The sequence below is a fragment of the Neobacillus sp. FW104-15D2 genome, from assembly GCF_058790155.1.
Genome location: NZ_JBYTCJ010000035.1, coordinates 19,658 through 41,473 on the forward strand (window position 1 = coordinate 19,658; position 21,816 = coordinate 41,473).

General features: G+C 40.5%; 21 protein-coding genes. 4 read left to right on the forward strand and 17 right to left on the reverse strand.

Annotation, left to right across the window (positions count from 1 at the left end):
• Positions 1–253: 253 nt before the first annotated feature.
• Positions 254–859 (reverse strand): hypothetical protein, encoded by a 606-nt coding sequence (locus AC3WR0_RS21760; protein WP_492554255.1) that lies wholly within the window; start codon positions 857–859, stop codon positions 254–256.
• Between the two features lie 215 nt (positions 860–1,074).
• Here AC3WR0_RS21760 and AC3WR0_RS21765 point away from each other — a divergent pair, with 215 nt between their 5' ends.
• Positions 1,075–1,308, forward strand: a complete 234-nt coding sequence (locus AC3WR0_RS21765; protein ID WP_492554280.1) for an alpha-helical endospore appendage domain-containing protein — start codon at positions 1,075–1,077, stop codon at positions 1,306–1,308.
• 982 nt (positions 1,309–2,290) lie between these two features.
• Here the strand turns inward: AC3WR0_RS21765 and fabI are convergent.
• Together fabI and AC3WR0_RS21775 are read right to left on the reverse strand one after the other, a co-directional pair.
• Complete coding sequence (gene fabI, locus AC3WR0_RS21770) at positions 2,291–3,061, reverse strand: enoyl-ACP reductase FabI (protein ID WP_492554256.1); 771 nt, start codon at positions 3,059–3,061, stop codon at positions 2,291–2,293.
• Between the two features lie 99 nt (positions 3,062–3,160).
• Positions 3,161–5,017 carry a monovalent cation:proton antiporter family protein gene (locus AC3WR0_RS21775; RefSeq protein WP_492554257.1) on the reverse strand — a complete coding sequence of 619 codons (1,857 nt, stop codon included), beginning with the start codon at positions 5,015–5,017 and terminating at the stop codon, positions 3,161–3,163.
• A 141-nt stretch (positions 5,018–5,158) separates the two neighbouring features.
• On the opposite strand from AC3WR0_RS21775, the gene prpE reads away from it, so the two are divergent.
• The gene (prpE, locus tag AC3WR0_RS21780) at positions 5,159–5,905 is read left to right on the forward strand and encodes a bis(5'-nucleosyl)-tetraphosphatase PrpE (protein WP_492554281.1); all 747 of its coding nucleotides are present in this window, start codon (positions 5,159–5,161) and stop codon (positions 5,903–5,905) included.
• Positions 5,906–6,280: 375 nt separating this feature from the next.
• Here prpE and AC3WR0_RS21785 read toward each other — a convergent pair whose 3' ends face one another.
• The 4 genes from AC3WR0_RS21785 to AC3WR0_RS21800 all read right to left on the reverse strand — a co-directional run bounded on the left by AC3WR0_RS21785 (position 6,281) and on the right by AC3WR0_RS21800 (position 9,135).
• Positions 6,281–7,180 carry an RluA family pseudouridine synthase gene (locus AC3WR0_RS21785; protein ID WP_492554258.1) on the reverse strand — a complete coding sequence of 300 codons (900 nt, stop codon included), beginning with the start codon at positions 7,178–7,180 and terminating at the stop codon, positions 6,281–6,283.
• A gap of 6 nt (positions 7,181–7,186) precedes the next feature.
• A complete protein-coding gene (locus tag AC3WR0_RS21790; protein ID WP_027321742.1) occupies positions 7,187–7,987 on the reverse strand; it encodes an NAD kinase in 801 nt (266 codons plus the stop codon).
• 30 nt (positions 7,988–8,017) lie between these two features.
• Positions 8,018–8,656, reverse strand: a complete 639-nt coding sequence (gene yjbM / locus AC3WR0_RS21795; protein WP_027321743.1) for a GTP diphosphokinase — start codon at positions 8,654–8,656, stop codon at positions 8,018–8,020.
• Between the two features lie 119 nt (positions 8,657–8,775).
• The gene (locus AC3WR0_RS21800) at positions 8,776–9,135 is read right to left on the reverse strand and encodes a UPF0738 family protein (RefSeq protein ID WP_492554259.1); all 360 of its coding nucleotides are present in this window, start codon (positions 9,133–9,135) and stop codon (positions 8,776–8,778) included.
• Positions 9,136–9,253: 118 nt separating this feature from the next.
• On the opposite strand from AC3WR0_RS21800, the gene AC3WR0_RS21805 reads away from it, so the two are divergent.
• Complete coding sequence (locus AC3WR0_RS21805) at positions 9,254–9,853, forward strand: CYTH domain-containing protein (protein WP_492554260.1); 600 nt, start codon at positions 9,254–9,256, stop codon at positions 9,851–9,853.
• Positions 9,854–9,874: 21 nt separating this feature from the next.
• On the forward strand, positions 9,875–10,570 hold the full coding sequence (locus AC3WR0_RS21810; protein WP_492554261.1) for a lytic transglycosylase domain-containing protein: 696 nt from the start codon (positions 9,875–9,877) through the stop codon (positions 10,568–10,570).
• 209 nt (positions 10,571–10,779) lie between these two features.
• On the opposite strand, the gene AC3WR0_RS21815 is transcribed toward AC3WR0_RS21810, so the two are convergent.
• From AC3WR0_RS21815 to AC3WR0_RS21860, 10 genes are all read right to left on the reverse strand, one after another.
• On the reverse strand, positions 10,780–12,030 hold the full coding sequence (locus AC3WR0_RS21815) for a hypothetical protein (protein WP_492554262.1): 1,251 nt from the start codon (positions 12,028–12,030) through the stop codon (positions 10,780–10,782).
• Positions 12,031–12,042: 12 nt separating this feature from the next.
• On the reverse strand, positions 12,043–12,777 hold the full coding sequence (locus AC3WR0_RS21820; protein WP_492554263.1) for a creatininase family protein: 735 nt from the start codon (positions 12,775–12,777) through the stop codon (positions 12,043–12,045).
• Positions 12,778–12,792: 15 nt separating this feature from the next.
• Positions 12,793–13,926 (reverse strand): M20 family metallopeptidase, encoded by a 1,134-nt coding sequence (locus AC3WR0_RS21825; RefSeq protein ID WP_492554264.1) that lies wholly within the window; start codon positions 13,924–13,926, stop codon positions 12,793–12,795.
• 6 nt (positions 13,927–13,932) lie between these two features.
• Positions 13,933–15,249 carry an amidase gene (locus tag AC3WR0_RS21830; RefSeq protein WP_492554265.1) on the reverse strand — a complete coding sequence of 439 codons (1,317 nt, stop codon included), beginning with the start codon at positions 15,247–15,249 and terminating at the stop codon, positions 13,933–13,935.
• Position 15,250: 1 nt separating this feature from the next.
• On the reverse strand, positions 15,251–16,189 hold the full coding sequence (locus AC3WR0_RS21835) for a M14 family metallopeptidase (protein ID WP_492554266.1): 939 nt from the start codon (positions 16,187–16,189) through the stop codon (positions 15,251–15,253).
• 81 nt (positions 16,190–16,270) lie between these two features.
• Entirely contained in the window at positions 16,271–17,908 is a 1,638-nt protein-coding gene (locus tag AC3WR0_RS21840) for an ABC transporter substrate-binding protein (protein WP_492554267.1), read from the reverse strand.
• Between the two features lie 94 nt (positions 17,909–18,002).
• A complete protein-coding gene (gene nikC, locus AC3WR0_RS21845) occupies positions 18,003–18,821 on the reverse strand; it encodes a nickel transporter permease (protein WP_492554268.1) in 819 nt (272 codons plus the stop codon).
• A 14-nt stretch (positions 18,822–18,835) separates the two neighbouring features.
• Positions 18,836–19,849 (reverse strand): ABC transporter permease, encoded by a 1,014-nt coding sequence (locus AC3WR0_RS21850; RefSeq protein ID WP_492554269.1) that lies wholly within the window; start codon positions 19,847–19,849, stop codon positions 18,836–18,838.
• Positions 19,850–19,867: 18 nt separating this feature from the next.
• A complete protein-coding gene (locus AC3WR0_RS21855; protein WP_492554270.1) occupies positions 19,868–20,824 on the reverse strand; it encodes an ABC transporter ATP-binding protein in 957 nt (318 codons plus the stop codon).
• On the reverse strand, positions 20,778–21,794 hold the full coding sequence (locus AC3WR0_RS21860) for an ABC transporter ATP-binding protein (protein ID WP_027321754.1): 1,017 nt from the start codon (positions 21,792–21,794) through the stop codon (positions 20,778–20,780). The genes AC3WR0_RS21855 and AC3WR0_RS21860 overlap by 47 nt, the downstream gene beginning before the upstream one ends.
• Positions 21,795–21,816 lie beyond the last annotated feature (22 nt).

Consider the following 21,816-nt stretch of genomic DNA (forward strand, 5'->3'; position numbering starts at 1 on the left):
CAAGGATTAAATATCCTCAGAATACGGTTTCAACATAGAATCATTTTTTAGGACGTTTTAATGAGGTTGTCCACCAGGTACCACAATATGGCTAGTCACGGGAACACGCTTATATGACCGTAAATTGCCAAAACAGCAAAAATAGCCCTTCATCCCGCCAATAATGGTGGAATAAAGGACTATTTTATAAAGGTGAATAGTATTTTTCAATCAACTCGTTTTCTTGACAATTGAATAGGTTTACCCAAAAGAATTAAAGACCATTTATTGTTATATCAATCAGAGAGTCATACGAAATTCGCAAATATTCCTTTGTCTCAATACTATGGATAAGCAAGTCTCCTTCAATCTTAGAAATAAAGTATCCTAGGTACTGTTTATCCTTTGTAATAAAAATATAACGAATTTTAGCAACTGGATATGGAATGATCTTCATATATTCGCATTTTCCCTTTAAGTCCAAATTACGAAAGTTAGTTTTATTCATAGAAGTTGTTTTATCATTTTCTTGTTTCCCATCTTTTTCTTTAGTTATAAATTCCTCCTTTATATTTCCCTCTATTTTTTTACCTTGTACTTCGGCGTAATCTAAAACAGCTTCATAGCTGGGCTCCTTACTTTCCGCATTCGAATTGAACACAAGCTCATTTAAATCCTTTTCTTTAACATCATTATCTTTTTTCTCAATTTCGTTTTCGATTTCAATATCTTGTTTTTTTCCAGGCGGCTTCTTCGGTACATCATCTCCATTTGTTAAGGTTTTATAGCTGTTCTGCATTTGTGCTTTAGGCGGTTTCATAAATGGCTGATAAACATATAGCATTGGAATTATGGCTTTTATTTTTTTACTTTCCTTCATGTGGCTACCCTCCCTCAAAATCATAAATATAATATGAGAAAAGGTACGATTGGGTTCTTTAATTATCCTCAATGTTTCCTTAAGCCGTCATGCTCCCTAATTTTTTGTATAGATAAAAGTAAATCTATACTTCCCTGCAAAACTGGTCATATAATGTTAGAAACATTAACGTTAAGGGATAATGAGATGTGTTGATTCCGGATATTTTATAATTAATTTCTTCTGAAGCTGAAAAAATTAATGCATTTGTCGGAAAAAATCTGGATTTCCCAACAGCACCTTCAAACCAGGATATCATCGCTTTTAATTACTCAGTAAATAGGATAATTAATTCTGTAATAATGAAAGAGTGGCTTTTACTAAAAAAACTTGAAACACTACTCTCTCTGAAAGATAAAATAGCTGATGAAAAGCCTTTTGATATTGAGGAATTTAATGACGAAGAGTAAAGAGGTGAAATAAGTGGATTCTAAATTGCATTTAAAGTACATGGAATTATTTAATGATACGCAATTAGCCCTCAGCCACCATCAGGATTCCTTATATAGAATGAAATAAATGATACAAGAATTATTAAAAACTATTGTATTGAATCAATTTCTTTCCTTAACAACCTTCAGTTAAAAAAATTACAGTTATTTAATAACGCGCCCTATTCCGTTTTTCCTCTTGTTAACTTAAAAGCTCTCGAAAAACCGAACAAAATAAACTTACTCTTAATATGTCTCTGTTTAAAATTGATATCGAAGACTCAAATAGAAACATATCAAAAGAGGAGATTAGTCCATTGCCTCCCTGGAGACCAAAAACATAAAAAGATGATTCCAAAACAAATTACTAGGATCACTTTTTTAGTTTTATTATTTGTCTCTTTTCTAAAAGATCGCTGCAAATTGAAGAAACTGTGAGTAAAAAATAGGCGAGACATCACGAAAATACATTCGCATTTTCTTCGTGCCTGCTGATTTACTGAAGCAATCTCAACGACCGATGAGGCTCTCGGATTACCTGCGGAAGGCTAGTCTATTTTTGCTTTTATATAAAAACAAACCTTTACGAAAAGAGCCTATTATTTAGACCTTCTATATTCTTGAATTTGAAGTCATCTGCAGTTTAAGTTCAACGGCAACTTTTTTACAGGCAATAACATTTTTTTCAATTCTTTTTGCTTGAAAAATTATTGGCCTTAGCAAGCTTTATCCCCCCATCAAAAACGATTTAGAAAGAATATATAAGAATATTGTTATCAATATTGTTATCCTAATTCTACAATCACACAAACCCGCCTCTTAATAGAAGCGGGTTTTTAATTGGCTCTAACAGCTATTTTGATGGGAATCATAGGTACGAGACTCCAGTGGTAAAAGCGACCCAGCAGACTTCCGACCCGCCCACCTAAAAGCGAGCGCCGGTTGCGTACACCTGCTATTATTAAAGTATATGGTAACCGGAATCTACGTGAATGTTTTCTCCTGTAATACCGCGTGATAGGTCACTAAATAAGAATACTGCTGTATCGCCAACCTCTTCTGGTGTAGTCGGTCTTCTTAGAGGTGCTTTTTCTTCGATTTCCTTTAGGATTGAATTAAAGTCACTTATTCCTTTTGCCGACAGAGTACGGATTGGGCCAGCAGAGATGGAGTTAACACGAATTCCTTGTTTACCAAGGTCAGCCGCCAGGTAACGGACACTTGCATCTAAAGAAGCTTTAGCAACACCCATTACATTATAATTCTGAATAGCACGTTCTCCGCCAAGGTAGGTTAAAGTAACGATGCTTCCACCTTCTGTCATTAATTCCTTTGCTTCCTTTGCAACAGCCGTTAAGGAATAAGAACTGATATTGTGAGCTAATAAGAAGCCTTCACGAGTTGTATTCATGTAGTCTCCGCTAAGCTCTTCTTTATTGGCAAAAGCGATGCAGTGAGCGAAGCCATGAATCGTTCCAACTTGTTCTTTAATATCAGTAAAGCATTTGGCAATAGCTTCGTCGCTTGTAACGTCGCAAGGCAACACAATAGTACTCTCAGCTTCCAGTGAATCAGCAAGGTCGCGAACGCTGCTCTCAAGTCTTTCACCAGCGTATGTAAAAATTAGCCTTGCTCCAGCATTGTGAAGCGATCTTGCAATACCCCATGCAATGCTTCGTTTATTTGCTACTCCCATGACTACGTATGTTTTTCCAGCTAAAGAAAGAGTCATTATTTAAATCCCCCTATTATCACATGTTATTAGTAGTTGGTACTAATTTTACACTAACCCAGCTAAAATGAAAAGCCTCACCTCACCACATGTTTTAAGCTAACATGTTTCGCAAAACTCAAGTTCCCTTTTCAAATCATTCACGTACTCTTTCGAACCGCTGACGATTAAATGGTCATCCAGCTGCAGTTCTGTATCGCCATGAGGAATAATCGAGTCCTTCCCTCTAAAAATGCGTACAAAGATAATATCTCCTGTAAAAGGAAATTTCCGTATTGTCATACCGTCAAAACGTTTATTTTGCATGGAAATTTCATGAAGAGCTGTCTCCTGATTGGTTAAAATATTCATAATGCTAGGAGACTCAATTAATGCCCGGAGGAGAACCTTGGTTGACATATAAAGTGAATAGGTTTCCACCCCACTTGCCCGAAGGCCTTCCTCAAGAGTTGGAGTTTCAGTTCGGGTAATCACTCTTTCTACTCCCAGTTCCTTAAGCTTAAAGGCTAATTTAGCATTTACTTCCTCATCCTTTGTAGAGACAACAACAATATCAGTCTCAGATACATTCTGTTTCTCTAGGGTCTCAATAGAATAATCCACTATTTCTCTAATTTCAAACAAGGAATTAGAAATTTCCTCTTCTGATTTATCCAATTTGGTATGAAAAAGTACAGGTTCATATATAGAGGATTTGAGCTCGAGTGAAACCGGTAGGGTAACCTGGTTTGCCCCAATAAAGGCTACCTTGATTTTTCTGCCGGCAGCAGCTTCCTTTGGAAACAGCTTTTTAAAAACAATTGGTGTGATTATGGACGTAATGATTGCAACCAGAATAAGCGTACCGCTCATTTGCGGAGTAATAATCCTCATCCTTTCACCGATTGTTGCAGCAGCAATTACAAGCGATAAGGTACTTGTCAGCAAAAAGCCTGAAGAAATCACTGTCTTGGTGTCATACCATTTTTTTAGCAAAAAGACGGGCAAAAGTTTAGATAACAACAGCCCCCCTAATAAGAGCGGGATCAGCATAAGCAATCTTTTGTCACTGAAAAGTGACCAAACATCCAGATTAACCCCTACCATAACAAAGAAAATCGGTATTAGGAATCCATAACCAAACGAGTCAAGCTTATGGACCAAATCCTGATTAGGAGACAAAAGTGAGACCAGTACACCAGCAAGGAAGGCGCCTAATATATTTTCTGCCCCTACGGTTTCAGATAATCCTACCAAAACAATAATTAGTGTAAAAACTGCCCTCGTACCAATCTGAACTGTTCCTTTAGACAAAGCTTCTAGAAAGGATCTGTTTTTAAAGCCACGGCCTATAAAATAAAGGCCGATCCCAGCTGCAAATAAAACAAGCAGGAGCCATGTATTCCCATGGCTTTTCTCATTAAGTGAGACAAAAACAGCGAGCAGTATCATTGTAACCAGATCTGCAATAACTGCCACAAGCAGAATAATTTGGCCAATTCCTGTTTTCATCAGATGTGCTTCCTTTAGGGTAGGCACAACAACTCCAAGAGAAATTGTTGAAATGATAAGAGTCATAAGGAATGCGTTATGAATAAAGCCTGCAGCCACAAATACATAGGACAGTCCGAGTGAAACGGCAAAAATTCCTGCGAAAATAAGCCCGGCTACAGCAAATGTATTCGGCTCCGGTTTCCCCGATGGCAGCATCCCTCTCTTCTTATTTCCGGTAAAAGCAGTAAAATCAATTTCCAGGCCGCTCAAAAACATCAGAAAAATAAACCCGAGTGTTGAAAGTGTTGCAATCCAGGGATCCTTACCAATAAGATCAAAGCCGCTTTTTCCAATAATTAGACCCATGATAATCTCAGCAACTACAACCGGGATAAAGCCTAATTTTAATTTATGAAGTATGATTGGAGTAATAAATGCCGCAACAATCACGATGACCAGCGATGTAACTGATGAGTGTTCCATAACCAACGCCTCCTTTTGCCCCATTAAATAATATTATTCAGGAAAACATGTTATATAAATCATTTAAATATTTTCATCCATTATAAATGAAGGGTAAAGTGAAAAACTAATAATATGGATGCTTTAAAGGGAGGGATACATCTGAAAATCGATATTGTTGGTGATATACATGGATGTTTTAAGGAATTCAAAACAATTACACTGGAGCTTGGCTATAAATGGGATAATGGAATTCCCTTTCACCCTGATGGCAGGGTACTGGGTTTTGTAGGTGATCTCACTGACCGTGGACCAGAGTCACTAAAGGTAGTTGACCTTGTATGGAGATTGGTTGTTAAGGAGAAAACTGCTCAATATGTTCCCGGGAACCATTGCAATAAGTTATACCGTTTTTTCATTGGGAACAAGGTTCAGATAACACATGGTCTAGAAACTACAGCGGAAGAATTCCAATTGCTTGAAAAGAAGAACCAGCGCGAAATAAGGAACAAATTCATAGCTCTTTATGAATCTGCCCCGCTCCATCTGATACTAGATGATAAAAAACTGGTCATCGCCCATGCCGGTATTCGTGAGGACTATATAGGTAAAAATAATTCCCGAGTTAAAACCTATGTTTTATATGGAGATATTACTGGCGAAAAGCATCCGGACGGTTCACCGGTCAGAAGGGATTGGGCAAGGAATTACAAGGGGAAAGCCGTCATTGTATACGGGCATACGCCAGTAGCGGAGCCAAGGATTGTGAACAACACCTACAATATTGATACCGGCTGTGTATTTGGAGGAAAACTGACAGCTTTAAGATATCCTGAAATGGAACTTGTATCTGTCCCCTCCTCTATGCCTTTTATAGAAGAAAAGTTCAGAAAGATTGACGAAGAATAAGAAAAGCGTAAGCGCCCGTTCAGCGACGTATGGCCATTTGAAGAAAGGCTAAGGTCGCCACGTCCTCGAAAAAGCTGCGCTTTTCCTTCGTGCGATGATTAAGCTGACGAAGATTTCCTTGTCCTGTGGCAACGTCTTTCTGGACCAGCGTCCTGCGCGCCTCACTTCGACTGAGATAAAGGATAATGAAATGCTGAAGTGTCTTGACTAGGGGCGACAAGCATAAGACGAGCCGGCGAGAAGGTTGTTCTTTAACCTTCAGACGGATTGGCTTATGACCTCGAGCCCCTAGACACTGAAACTGGAGCTAGACAATTATAAGGGGCAAAAATTTTATACTTTATTATCTCTTTAAAGATAAGGCTGCCTGCTTTTTTAGGACAGCCTTTTTAAAATCGAGATCATATCATCGGGCATCGGAGCCTCTAATGACATTTCAGTTTCTTTAAAAGGATGGAAAAAAGTAAGTTTTTTGCAGTGAAGTGCCTGTCTTTGTATAATACTTCTTTCTCCACCATATAAGTCATCACCTAGTAAGGGATGTCCTAAATAAGCCATATGAACTCGAATTTGGTGAGTCCGGCCTGTTTCCAGGCGAAGTTCAATATGGGTGCAGCCTTTAAAACGCTGAATAACTCTATAGTGGGTGCAGGCGTACTGGCCGTCTTCCCGGACCTCTCTTTTGATAATACTGTCCGATCTTCTGCCAATTGGCCGATTAACGGTGCCCTGATCCTCAAAAAACCCCCCGCTTGCCAACGCTTCATACATTCGGTTCACTTTCCCTGCTTTCTGCTGCTTACTCATTAAATGATGAACATGGCGGTGCTTCGCAATAAGGACAATACCTGATGTATCACGGTCAAGACGAGTAACAATATGGGCAGTAGCTAAAATTCCTCTTAATTGATAGTATCCTACCAGAGCGTTTGCCAGACTCCCTGCTGGATGTTCCCTCGAAGGTATCGTATTCATATTCGCTGGCTTGTTAACGATGAGCAAATACTCATCTTCATATAAGATATCAAGAGGAATTTCTTCCCCCTTCAACCCATCTGAAGATTCCTCCGGAGGAAAAATAACCTTTAAAAGATCATTTACCTTAAGAATGTACCGAACATTTTCTTCCTGTCCATTCACGAGGATTTTTCCACCCTTAAATTTAATATCCGTAAGGGCCGTTTTAGAAATCTCATGTTCCTTTAAAAAGTGCCGGATGAGTTTTCCCGCACTGCTGCTTTTAATTTCCCAGTCCAAGCTAAATTCCGTTGACATATCTTATCAATCTCCATCAGCGATAAACGAATCATGTACCCTTTTCCAAAAAGGGAATGGCCGGAATCTGGCAAACCTGATTTTTTCCTCTGGAACTCTGAATTGAATCGATTTGACATCTTTATGAAGGAGAGTTAAATGATCAATTGTCACCTGGAAGTCCGTTCGATTAACAGGTTTAAGCATGCACGTATGATGAGCAGGCAAGATTAAGGGGGATCCGATTGTCCGGAATACCCGGTTATTAATCGATGCCATTTCAGCTACCTGAATGGCGGCAATCGACGGATGTATAATGGCTCCTCCAAGTGCCTTATTATAGGCTGTACTCCCTGAAGGAGTAGAAACACAAAGACCATCCCCGCGGAAACGTTCGAAATGCTGGCCTCTTATCTCTAAATCCATTACCAGGGTACCATCAATACTTTTTACTGTGGATTCATTTAAAGCAAGGTACCTTGATTCTTTCCCACCATGCTGATATCGGATAATGATCTCGAGGAGCGGATATTCAATTACCTGAAAAGGAGTTTTTGCAATGGCAATTACAAGCTTTTCAATCTCTTCAGGGACCCAGTCAGCATAAAAACCCAAGTGACCAGTATGAATTCCGACAAATGCCGTTTTATCCAGCCGGCTGCTATACCTGTGAAACGCATAGAGAAGGGTTCCATCCCCTCCTACTGAGATAACAATATCCGGCTGGTCCTCATCGTAAACAAGATCAAAATCAAGCAGATAGGTTCTTATCTTATGCATAAGCGTATTCGACTTTTGATCTCCCTTTGAGGTGATGGCAAATTTCATTTTTCAAGCTCCTTATTTTATAAGATTTTATCAGTTCTGATCTTCCTGCTTTTGATCCTTTTTTCTTGTAAAGAAAGCTTGCGCCTCTTGGATTTCCCCTCGAATAAGGGACATTTCCTCATCAAGCCTGAAAGCTGCTTCGGCTGCCCTCTTAAGCCTCAATTTTATATCCTGTGGAAAAGCCCCTTTATATTTATAGTTCAGCGAATGCTCGATTGTTGCCCAAAAGTTCATGGCCAGTGTCCTGATTTGAATTTCTGCCAGGATCTTTTTTTCACCATGAATTGTCTGAACAGGGTATCGGATCACCACATGATAAGAACGATAGCCGCTTACTTTTTTATGGGAAATATAATTCCTTTCTTCAACGATCTCAAAATCGTTTCTGTTTCTCAGGAGGCTAACCACTCCATGAATATCGTCAACGAATTGGCACATCATTCTTAGTCCGGCAATATCCTGCATTTCTTCTTCCAATTTATCAAGGGCAATCCCTTTATTATTGGCTTTATCAAGGATACTCGCTATAGGCTTTACCCGGCCTGTGACAAATTCAATCGGTGAATTGGAAGAGTCCATTTCAAACTGGCCCCTCATTCCTTTTAACTTTACCTTCAATTCTTCAACTGCCTGTTTATAAGGGGCTAAAAATTGATCCCAATGTTTCATTTTTCTATCACCCGGCCCTAAAACAAAATCTTAATGGATGAATGGCTGTTTATGAGAAAAACAAGTTAATCCTTTTAAGGTATTTACAAGTTCTCCTTTATCACATCTGTGGTCCTGCATTAAAAAACAGCTTCGACCTTTGTGACCATTTCCTCTCCGTAGTTACTATTACCCTTAATATTATCGGTTAAATATTCAAGTTCTTCAAACAAGTTTAAAAGTTCAATCTTTTGTGATCCATCTGATAAAATAACGGCAGCCTTTTGATCCAGCGCTGTTTTTAAAGATGGCCAAATGTTTTCCATAAGAACTATATATGTATAATCACCATTCTCCTCCATTAAGTAAATAAAGGCGAAACCGTCGGAATCAACAAGCATCTGCCCGGCAGGAACAAGACCGGAAACAGGCTGATCCGCAGACAGCAGCAATTGGTTCTTTTCTAATTTAGCTGTTTCTATTCGAAGCTTTTTTTTCATTATTTTCTACCTCCATATATACTCTCCTATTTTAGCATAAGCAGTTCAATTCTCCCAGAAATTGCAGTCGTCATAAATCAAGGAGATAATAAAGAAAAAGATATAGGAGGTAAATACCTTGTCACAACATCTTGAAATTGAATTTAAAAATATGCTGACGAAATATGAATATAACCAGCTGAAAGAAGCCTTTCAAATAAATGAAAACTACTTTTTCATTCATGAGAATCATTACTTTGACACAGCTGATTTTGCTTTGAAGGAAAAAGGATCTGCCCTTAGAATTCGCCAAAAAAAGGGCTCCTATGAAATGACTTTGAAACAGCCAGCCTCCCAGGGTCTTTTGGAAACCAACCAGATTCTTACCTCGAACCACGTTCATGAAGCTTTCAATGCAGGCAGGCTCCCTGAAGGTATAGTAAAGATGGCCGTTGAGGAATTAGGGGTCAATTTTAATATGCTTGCTTACTTTGGGGCTCTTAAGACAAAACGAGCTGAAGTAAAATATCTATCCGGCCTTCTCGTTTTAGATTATAGTACCTATTTAAATATGGAGGACTATGAGTTAGAATACGAAGTAGAAGACTATGAGACAGGCAAGGAAGCCTTCTCTGGATTATTGAAAGAATATAACATACCTGAGCGGCCAACACTTAATAAAATCCGCCGCTTTTATGAGGAGAAGTATCGTCAATCTACAAACTTCTCAGCGGAATAAAAATGCTTAAGGAGATTTTAGATGAGTATCGATAAATTAAAGGCCATGCTTGAATTAAAGGCCTTTCAAAGCTTTGGTTCTTCTTCAGAAGAACAGAATAACTCAAATATATTTACGGACCTTCTGACTCAACTTTTAGGGGATGAAGAGCCTAATTCTTTTACTTCTGATCCTTCTAAACTAGGATCATCGGGCGTAAGCCTGGTTAATGATCTAACTTTGCCTGAAATCTCAAATACTATTACTCCCATGGTTCCCGGCTTAAAAGCAGGCAATAATTCCCTTGGCTGGATTGGTAAGGTTCCTCTTTCAAATGTTCCTGCTGCTGGCCAGATTTCGTCTAAAAAATATGATGATATTATTGAAAAGGCATCCCGGCTTTATCAAGTGCCTGCAAAATTAATTCGTTCTGTGATACAGCATGAATCAAGCTTTAATCCTAATGCTGTCAGCAGAACAGGCGCCTCTGGACTAATGCAATTAATGCCTGGTACAGCACGCGCCATGGGAGCTGAAAATACACTTGATCCTGAACAAAACATCCTTGCAGGAACCAAGTATCTTCGTCAGCTTATGGATAAGTATGATGAAAATATCCACTATACCCTTGCAGCGTATAATGCTGGCCCGGGAAATGTAGATAAGTATGGAGGTATCCCTCCTTTTAAAGAAACACAAAATTATGTCAAGAAAGTAGCAAGCTCATTTTTAGCATAAGTTCAATGACACTCAAACAGTCCGAAATCTATAGTGAAGCCCCCCTTTTTGGGTGGCTTTTTTAGCTAATCATTCAGGAAATTACAGATTTTACCTTGATGATAACTTGAACTTGGCGTATTTAGCCTTTCATCATAAAAATAGGCCCATTGAATGCAGAAAAAAGAAGGGGGAACATTGGTCATGTTTCCCCTTCTTTCAGAATTACTCTACCTTTGCATACTTGCAATCTCAAATGGGCTAAACTCTTTGCCAAGCAGCTCCGAAATGTCATCGATAAATGTTAATGTAGTATGTGGCGTATCATAAAGAATATTGAAATATTCATCCCTTTTCCCAACTGGAGTTGCATCATACGCCAAACCGACCATCCAACGCCCATAGTAATAGGAAGGAAAATACGTTCGTTGAATTCTATCCGAGAAGAAACGGAATGCATTATTCGCTTCAATTGTATTAATACTTCCTTTATGAATCATATAATCAATAGCTTCCTCTTTGCTTCCTAGACCAAGATTATAAAGATAGCACGCATTCGTCGTGTACATCCTCTGCAGATCCAAATAATTGCGGGCCAAAATATATTGCTTCTTGGCTACCACATCTACTCCTGGGGTATCCTGGTCTAATTCATCCCATCCCAAGAAGTGAAGCGCTGTTTCCGGTCCTCCTTCAAACAAAGCATTCGTAGGACTATTAATTAAATAATAGGAAGCTTCTAAAGGAAGCTTTCCTTGCTTAAATAAATGATCCCAGCGGCAATAAAAAGCTTGATGACCTGGGTAAGCTTCGTGTGTCATGATTTGTGCCAAAATTGGCTCGCTCCATGGACGATCAATATTAAAAGTAAGATTACCACGATAATTTCCGGTGTATTTAGAATAACCACTCCAGAACACACCACGTATTGAGTTTATTGCGTCAATCCCGTCTTCTTTAGGAAGGGAAACAACACGGCTCAAAGTACCCGCCTTGCTTCGTTCCATAAACTTTTCTGCCACCTTCGTCACAAGTTCGGGTTCAATCAGCGTATCCTTTCGCCATTCTTCACCCATCTCTGCAACACTGCCCTTGTAGCCAAGGTCTTTTAGTCCCTTTTCCACCTTTTCTTTCATAAAAATAATTTTTTCATCGGAAATCAATACAGATGGAAGCTCTTGAATATTCAATATTAATTGATCATAGGGAACGTTATCACCTTGGAGGCTCCTGGCAAAATAACGGAAGCTGTTTACCATGGACCTTAAGTAACGGCCAGGATGTCCTTCTACCGATTTAATCTCCTTTTCCACTTCCTCAATCGTTTTGCCTATTTCATCAAAGGTATGAAGACTTGACCTTACCTCGCTGTAGCTGGCAGTTGCCACTTCCTGTTGATATAGCTTTTGTGCCTGATCATTTAAGCTTAAAACGATATCAACTATTTTTTCTCCTGTCTGCTCCTTCGTCCAACGCAACATGGAAGTTCCCCCTTAAATTTGAGTTTGTACTGTTTGGTTAACCTTCCACATGTCATCAAAGTCCTTTAACATGAGGGGAATCATTGCTTGATACAATTTTTCTCCTTTTTCCACAGTTGCTGCTCCGGCATTTCCTAAATAGCCTTCTGGAAAAATTGATTTCCCCCAGTCGCGGTACTTTATTTTTGGTGACAGCTCGATTTGGTGATTGCCTACTTGGCTAGTATCAGCAAGAGATTCTGAGATTGCCAGTACTAAGGAAGTCTCATCTTCACCGGCATGGCCAGGCTCTGCTGCAATAGTTTTTATCGTATCACGGTAATCCACCCACCAATTAATCATTAAAATAGTTAATCCTAAATCGGCTAACTTTTCACCAACTGTATTTAAGCTGTTCATGTTTCCACCATGCCCATTAAAAAACACTAGATTTTTAAAGCCGCTCCGGTGAAACTCCTTCCCTACTTCAAGTACATAGTTAGAAAATGCCTCGGCTGAAACATCAATGGTCCCTTTGAAAGATTGCAGCGCCCAGGAATGCCCATAAGGAATTTCTGCTCCAATAACTACTTTTTCACCTATGATTCTGTCAAGCCGTCTTAAAAACTCCCTAGGAATTAACACATCCGTTCCTAGCGAGCAATGGGGACCGTGTGCTTCAACCATACCAATCGGTAAAATGGCTGTATCAACACCGCTTCTTAACACATCTTCAAATTGGCGTAAACTTAAATCCATCATGTACATGAATCGTCACTCCCATTAAATATTTTTTTTCAATGCTTCAGCCAACAGTGCTGCACGATATGGCAGGTTGGCTAATACCACATGCTCATCATCAGAATGGGCTCCTGCTCCCTGTGGCCCAAGGCCATCTATGGTTGGGATTCCAAGGGCTGCGGTAAAATTCCCGTCACTTGCCCCGCCTGATGAACCTTCTTTCAATTCATATCCATGGCCGGCTGCAATCTCTTTAAGTTGTTCATATAACGTTATGACTTCATCATTCCTCTCCAGTGGATAACGGTTTATCCCACCGGTCACCTCAACTGCTGTACCATTTAAAAATGGCTTAAGGTTTTGGAATGCACGTTCCAACTCATAGGCTTGTTCCTTTGCCGTGAATCTTACATCCACTTCTGCCTGTGCATGCTTAGCAATAACATTGGGCCGGCTGCCGCCTTCAATTAATCCAACATTCACCGAAATTCCTTTTTCTTTGTCTGCTAACTTTTTCATCTCCACAATTTGCAATGCCAGCTCTTCAATCGCACTTGCACCTGCCCACGGATCTATACCGGCATGACCGGTGACTCCTGAAATATTAATCGTGAACCATCCAACACCTTTTCGAGAGGTTTTTACTGCTGCATCCGGAGAAATACTGGATTCTGGTACATAGACAATTGCGCTGTCTTTAGCCAGATTTTCAATTATTTTCCTGGAAAAAAGGCTGCCGATCTCCTCGTCCGAACTAACAAAGAAGACAACCTTTCTTTTACCAAAAATATTGAACTCTTTTAATGCGTTTAAGGCCCAAAGAGTAGTGGTTAGACCGCCCTTCATGTCAAACGTGCCTGGACCATACAAATTGCCATTTTCTTTTTTAATCGGGAGTGCCCCTTGGCTCCAAACGGTGTCATAGTGGGCAATGATTAAAATTTGCTCTTGTTCCTCACCTGTCCCGTATGTAAAACAATATTGGTTTCCGACACTATCCTGAGGAATAATCTCAGCCTTGCCGCCAACTAATCTTTCAAATTCCTTTTGCAGTACAATGCCGCATTGGTCGGTTAATTCTTTGTTAGTAGAGGGTGATTCCGCTTCAACTAGCCTCAAGAGCGTTTCTTCCATTTCTGACTGATGATCCTGTAAAAAAGACAATATATCAGACAATATTTCTCACCCCTTATTTAAATTCGCCCCTTGTTCAAAAGCACGAGCGATAAGTAATAATTCCCTATCTTTATTCAAAGGTCCTGCTAATTGCATCCCAATCGGCATTCCCTCATTTGAATACCCAAGATTAATTGTGACTGCAGGATGGCCAGAAACATTAAAGGGACCAGTAAATGTCATTTCATTTTTGTCATGGTCACCAATCACTGGATCCTCTGCGGGTGCAGAAAACGCGACCGTTGGCATCAACAGTGCATCCACTTTAGTAAAAATCTCAGAGACGGTCTCCCGAAACTCCTTTTGCTGCTGTAGTCCTTCAAGGTAATCTACTGCTTTTTGTTCCATACCAAGTTTTAGTTGACTAAAGGTCAGTGGTGCGTAATCCTGTTTACGATGCAGCCAATGTTTATGAATTTGCGCCGCTTCAGGAAGCAATATCCTCATAAGGATATCCTCTGTTTTCTCCCAGCCTGGAATCTCTACTGTTACGAGCTGCCAGCCAAGCGCTTCTGCAATGTCTAATGAGTGATTGTAAACTCCTCTTATATCAGACTCTATACTTCTTAAATAAGAGTCTGGGAGTATACCAATCCTCTTTATTTCATCTAATGAACCTTGGGTATTGGATTTAGAGATTGCATCCCAAACTAATAATAAATCCTCGGCTGTTTTGGCAATAGGCCCGGCGTGATCGAGTGACCGAGAAAGTGGGAAAACACCCTGTAGGCTAATCGCATCATAGGTTGGCTTTAATCCGGCAACACCGCAATAGGAGGCCGGAATTCTAATAGAACCGCCTGTGTCCGAACCCATAGAAAAAAAGCCGAGCCCGGCGGCTACTGAAGCTGCAGAACCGCCGCTAGAACCTCCAGCAGTTTTGTTCAAGTCCCAAGGATTGTTGGTTTGCTTATATTTCGGATGAACAATACCATAAGCAAACTCAAGCATATTGGTTTTCCCTATTAAAATAGCACCCGTGTCCATAAGCTTCTCTACCACAGCAGCGTTATGGTCAGGAATAAAGTTTTTCAATATCGTTGACCCACAGGTTGTTAGCCTTCCCCTTGTATAAAATAGATCTTTTAAGGAATACGGCACCCCAGTTAGTAGGTGAGTTGGTTTGCCTTGTAAAAATAGTGCTTCTGCTTTCTTCGCTGAAGCCAGAGCATCCTTCTCGAAAAGTGAAATAAACGCATTTAACTCTGGCTCTTCTTTTTCAATACAAGAAAACAAATAGCTTACAAGTTCGACTGGAGAAAGCTGTTTACTGCGATATAAATTTGCAATATTGATTATTGATCCTTTTAATATTTCCTTCAATCTATTCACCTACTGCAAGAAGTGGGTCATTTTCATTAATCGCTAATGAGGTTACCAGGAACAAGACAGCTCCATTTGTGTCAGAATGGAAGGTTTTCACCACTTGGCCAAACTCATCAGTTAAATCGCCAAGCTTATCGCCCTTACGAACCATCTCACCAATTTTCACGCTCGGGTACCATAAACCTCTTTGGTTGGCACGATACCAATCAAAAACCGATAAATATTTTGACTTAAACCTACTCACTTCTCCCTTCAGAACGCCAAGAGAACGAAGGATATTTTTCGTCCCTTCCTGTAAAAGGGTGGAATTCTCATCACTTAAAATTCCTTGCTGTCCCGCTTCTGCTATAATGGCAGGAATCCCTTGCTCGGCAGCTGCCCCGTAAGTAGAACCGGGAACCTGTCCGCTGCTGCCGACTACATATTCAATTTCAAAGAGTGATGCCATTTCTTTTGATTTCTCGGCCACCTGTTCGTCCTTTGTTAAATGGTAAATCGTAAAGGGAACCAAGGCTTCAATCATATCGCCGCCATGGAGGTCAATCAGGTAATCCACATTTTTAATGGCTGTTTCATTTAACCAGTACGCCAGTCGTTCCGCATCTGTGCCGTCTTCCTTCCCCGGGAACATCCGATTTAAATTTTTACCGTCACGGGGATGAACATAGATACTCCGGGAATAAAAGGAAGCAGGATTGGCTATTGGCAAAATAGCAACCTTGCCTTTTACTTCCTCTGGGTTAAGGCTCTGGCCGAGCTTTAAGGCTGAGTCAATTGAGGTATATTCGCAGCCATGAATGCCGCCAATAATAAGAACCCGGGGACCTTCCTGGCCATTAATCAAAAATAACGGAAGCTTTTCGTCAATGCCCGTAAGTTCTAAATATCCTTGAACTTTTTCATTGCTCGATGCAGTTAAATTACCAAATTCCCACATTAGCTTCGCCCTCTCCAACATTTCTATAAATTTCCTGAACGGCAGATAATAGTCTTCCGGCCGTTCAAGAAGAAACTATGATTATTCCTTTGTCATCTTTTGGAATGGCACATACCAAGTATTCATTGGGTTAATTTCAAAGCCTTTTACCCAAGTTTTCTTGGCAACTTGGACCTTTCTTTGTGCTACGAAAATATATGGTGCTTCATCTGCCATAATAGCCTGAACTTCTTTATAATCTGCTTCACGCTGTGCATCATCAACACTAACACGAGCCTCTTGTAACAGCTGGTCAACCTTCTTATTATCATAGAATGCAAGGTTAAAGCCAGGCCCTTTACTAGAGGAGTGTGCAAAGTACCATAGGTTATAATCTGGATCGGCATAATCCGGTGTCCAGGCAGCTAAAGCAAGCTGATGCTTACCATTCGTTACCGTGTCAAGGAATGTTGGCCATGCCAGGGTCTTAATATTCAATTTAACCCCGATTTTCGCCAAGTCGGATTGAAGCATGACTGCAATATTCTTACGGACTTCATTGTTCTCAGAAATGACAATTTCTAAGTCAAAGCCTTTTTCATAGCCAGCTTGTTTCAGTAAGTCCTTCGCTTTATCTAAGTCGTAATCATACAAAGTAGCTTGATCGTTATAACCAAACATTCCCTTTGGAACAATGCCATTGACGCGCTCTGCACCACCAAGCAGAACGTCTTTGATTATAGAATCATAGTTCACTGAGTGAGCTAATGCCTGGCGGACTAACTTATTATCTAACGGTTTTTTCGTCATGTTCATTGAAAGATCATCAATTTGGTAGCCAGGTGACTTCACAACTTCCACTCCATTTTTTCCATCCATTTGGTTTAGGACATCTGGAGAGATCATCGTGTCATCTAATTGATCGAGCTCACCCTTTTCCAGCATTAAACGGGCAGTCGATGGTTCTGGAACAATTAAAATATTTACTGTCTTCATTGTTGGAGCACCGCCCCAGTAGCTGTCATTAGCCTTTAATACAAGCTTTTGGCCGCGGTCCCAGGTTGCCAGCGTATATGGACCAGAGCCCATTTCGTTAGAAGCTAAGTATGATTCTCCATTGTCTTTTCCTTCATGCTCTTTTAATTTTGGATTAACGATATTTCCATACACGGTTCCCAGTGATTTCACAAAAGGACCAAACGGTTTTTTCAAATGGATTTTAATCGTGTTAGCATCCACAATTTCGAAGCTTTTGTCATCGACAATACCTTCAAAAATTCCAGCTGCTGATTTTTTCAATTTCATGGCACGTGTAAAGGAATATTGAACAGCCTCCGACGTAACAGGTGTACCGTCATGGAATTTGACATCCTTGCGTAAAAAGAAGGTATACGTTTTGCCGTCTGGAGTAACTTCCCATTTCTCGGCGAGTTGAGGTTTAATTTCTGTAGTAGTTCCATCATAAGTTACAAGGCGGTCGTAGAGCATATAGGTAACACGAAATGAGGTATTGGCGGCAGTTCCATGTGGGTCAAGGTGCGGAATATCTTGATTTGTAGCAAAGTTAAATACATCTTTATCCTTTGGCTTTTCAGCATCCGTCTGATTTCCTGTATTTTGTTTCCCGTTATTTTTAGCAGGTGTTGAAGATTCTTGATTATATTTGTTGCACCCTGATAAAACCAGCCCAACAATCATCGCAAACATAACCAACTGCATCCATAACCTTCTTTTCTTCATGCTTTATTTCCCCCTTGTTTTTTTAGAATATTCTGAAAGTATTTTTAACAATTGTTCGACATCCCCCCCAACTCAAATGGTTTTTCTTAAAATATTAACGCTGCTTAGGGTCCAGGACGTCACGCAGTCCATCACCTAGCAGGTTAAAACCTAGAACCGTAAACAAAATGGCTAAGCCAGGGAACGTTGCTGCCCACCATGCTTCTCGAAGAATCTCACGGCTTGATGAGAGCATCGCTCCCCATTCAGGTGACGGCGGCTGTGCACCTAATCCTATGAAGCTTAATCCTGCTGCTGCTAATATTACAAACCCTAAATCAAGGGATGCTTGAATACTTGCTGGTGCAATTGAATTGGGGAGGATATCTTTAAATAAAATTCGAAACGGATGAGCACCAAGCGCACGCGATGATTCGATAAACTCGGCATTCTTGATTGAAAGCACAGATGAGCGAACAATCCTTGTGTACCATGGCCACCAAACAACCGCTAAGGCTAATAATACGTTTTCAATTGATGGTCCAAGTGCAGCCGCGATAGACATTGCAAGTATGATTCCAGGAAAGGATAGGAAGATATCTGTTAAGCGCATGATAATTTGATCGACTAACCCACCAAAAAATCCGGCAATTGCTCCAAGCATGGTGCCAACTGGAAACGAAATCACCACAACTAAAAGACCTATTTTTAAGGAAATTCGCGAACCATAAACGATACGGCTAAAGATATCTCTTCCTACTTCATCTGTGCCAAAAATATGGGCACTGCTCGGTGGCTGCAATTTATTTGAAAAATTCACTTCTAAAGGATTATAGGTTGCGATCCACGGAGCAAACGCAGCCAGGACCAGTAAAATAAACACTAAAATAAAACCGATTAAGGTTAACGGACTGGAAAAAATTCGCCTAACCATCAGCGTGCTCCTTTCTACTCATATTTCAATCTTGGGTCAATCACCTGATAGAAAATATCAATGATTAAGTTTACAAAAATGAACAGAACAGCAATTAATAATGTTACGCCCATAACAGCAGGAAAATCCAGATACGTAATCGCATTTACTGCGTATTTTCCAAGTCCAGGCCAAGAATAGACAGATTCCACTAAAACACTTCCACCCAGAGAATGACCAAACGTCATCCCAATTAATGTTAATATGGGCATCATCCCGTTTTGTAAGGCATGGCCGTAGAGGACTCGATTTTGAGAACCGCCCTTTGCATAAGCTGTACGGACATAATCGCTTCTTAAAACTTCAAGCATGCTTGATCTTGTCATCCTGGTAATCATTCCAATGGTTACCGCAGCTTGAGTAATACCTGGCAGAATGAGATGGATTAATGCAGATTGAAAGACTGGCAAGTTCCCAGTTAATAACGCATCTACCGTATACATTCCAGTTATATGCGCCGGAGGTGAAACCCAAGTGTCCAGCCTGCCCGCGCCGGGCAGCACCCCCAGCTGAAGATAGAAGAATAGTAGCAGGATAATCCCCAGCCAAAAAGCAGGCATGGCGACACCGATTAATGCTACAAATCTTGTAATTTGATCCGGAATTTTATCCTTTTTGTTCGCACTGATAATCCCGAATGGAATACCGACCAAAACGGTTATGATCATGGAAAATAAGGTTAGTTCCAGTGTTGCTGGAAAATAACGTTTTAAATCATTTGCCACCGCTTGCTGCGTGTACGTGCTGTTACCCAAGTCGCCTTGAAGTATGCCGCTTACATAACGTCCATATTGAACATATACCGGGTCATTTAGACCCATTTTTTCCTGAAGCTCTTTTATGATTACCGGATCTGCCTTTGGTCCCAAAATGAGTCGGGCGGGGTCACCGGGAATCGTATGTGAGATAAAAAATGTTAGGACACTAATTCCAAATAGAATTGGAATCATTAACAGCAATCGTTTTGAAATGTAACGAATCGCATCCAACTTTTTCTCCCCCTCCTCCTATACATGAATACAAGCAGTCCAATGACCAAACGATTTTTCACGGAGCTCTGGAACAATTGTCTTACATTCGGCGGTTGCCACAGGACAACGGGTATGGAAGGCGCAGCCTGTCGGCTGATTCACCGGACTTGGCAAATCTCCTTGAAGAATAATCCTATCCCTTTTTTGTTTTGGATCTGGGACAGGCACAGCTGATAATAGTGCTTTTGTGTAAGGATGCTGAGGGTTGCTGTACAACTCATCAACTTCTGCAAGCTCAACAATCTTGCCTAAATACATGACCGCGACCCGGTCGGAAATATGCTGTACCACGGATAGGTCATGGGAAATAAACACATAGCTTAAGCCGAGCTCCTCCTGCAGACTGGACATGAGATTTAATACCTGTGATTGCACAGAAACGTCGAGAGCTGATACCGGTTCATCGGCAATAATTAATTTTGGATTCAGCGTTAAGGCGCGTGCAATTCCAATCCTTTGCCGCTGCCCGCCGGAAAACTCATGTGGAAAATTGCTCAATTGCTCTTTTCGAAGACCAATTTTACCGATTAAGTTTTCCGTCATTTCTAGGCGTTGTTTTCGATTGCCGACTCCATGGATAATCAACGGCGCTTCTAAAATATCTCTCACTGTATTCCTGGGGTTCAGTGAGGCAAACGGATCCTGAAAGACAATCTGCATTTCTTTTCTCAGATTCTTTAGATCTTTTCCCTTTAAATCAGTAATGTTTTTTCCTTTGTATTTGATTTCACCTGAGGTTGGCTCAATTAATCGTAGAATCGAACGCCCCAAACTAGATTTACCGCAGCCTGACTCCCCAACAATTCCTAAGGTTTCACCCTCATTTACTGAAAAGCTGACACCATCCACAGCTTTAACCGTTGTCTTTTTTCCTAAAAAGCCTTTGTTAATGGTGAAATGTTGCTTCAGATCTTTCACCTCGAGAAGCGTCATACCTGCCCAACCCCTTTTCTTCATATAACCAGCATGCTGCTGTATGGTTAGGTCCAACCTCCACCGTTGTGGGCTGCTTTCCTCTGCATATATCCATTGCTTTATTACATCTGTCAGCGAAACGGCAGCCAAGAGGCATATTTTTTGGGGAAGGAACTGTCCCTGGAATCGAACCTAGTTTGTTTTTTCGTTCTCCCAGTTTCGGAATTGATTGCATCAAACCAATTGTATAGGGATGTTTGGGATTGGCAAATAACTCCTCCGCCATTCCCTGTTCAACAACCTTTCCTGCATACATAACGATAACCCTGTCACAAACCTCTGCGACCACTCCTAAATCGTGTGTAATCATGATGATTCCCATGTCATTCATTTGCTTTAATTTGTTCATTAAATCGAGAATTTGGGCTTGGACCGTAACGTCTAATGCAGTAGTCGGTTCATCACAGATGAGCAGTCTTGGATTACAAGCCATGGCAATCGCAATCATTACCCTCTGCCGCATTCCACCCGACAGCTGGTGAGGATATTCATTCACAATTTCATCAGCCCGGGGTAAGCCAACTTCTTTTAGCAAGTCGACCGTTCTTTGTTTTCTTTCCATTTTCGTCAGGTCCGTATGCAGGTAGAGTGCTTCACTAATTTGTTTGCCTACAGAATGTAAGGGATTAAGTGATGTCAAAGGATCCTGGAATATCATTGAGATTTGATTTCCACGTATTTTTTCAAGCTGTTTTTTTGATAACGCGGTAATCTCCTCTTTTTCAAGATTTACCTTCCCCTCAAGCTTCGCCTTGTCAGGCAGCAGCCTCATTATGGAGAGAGCGGTCATGCTTTTGCCACAGCCAGATTCACCGACTATCCCCAGGGTCTCCCCTTTTTCAACCTGAAACGAAACATTTTCGAGGATTTTCAAATAGGAACCATCTTTTTTAAGCGATAATGATAAATTATCAACATTAAGTAACAATGGATAACACCTCCATCCTTTG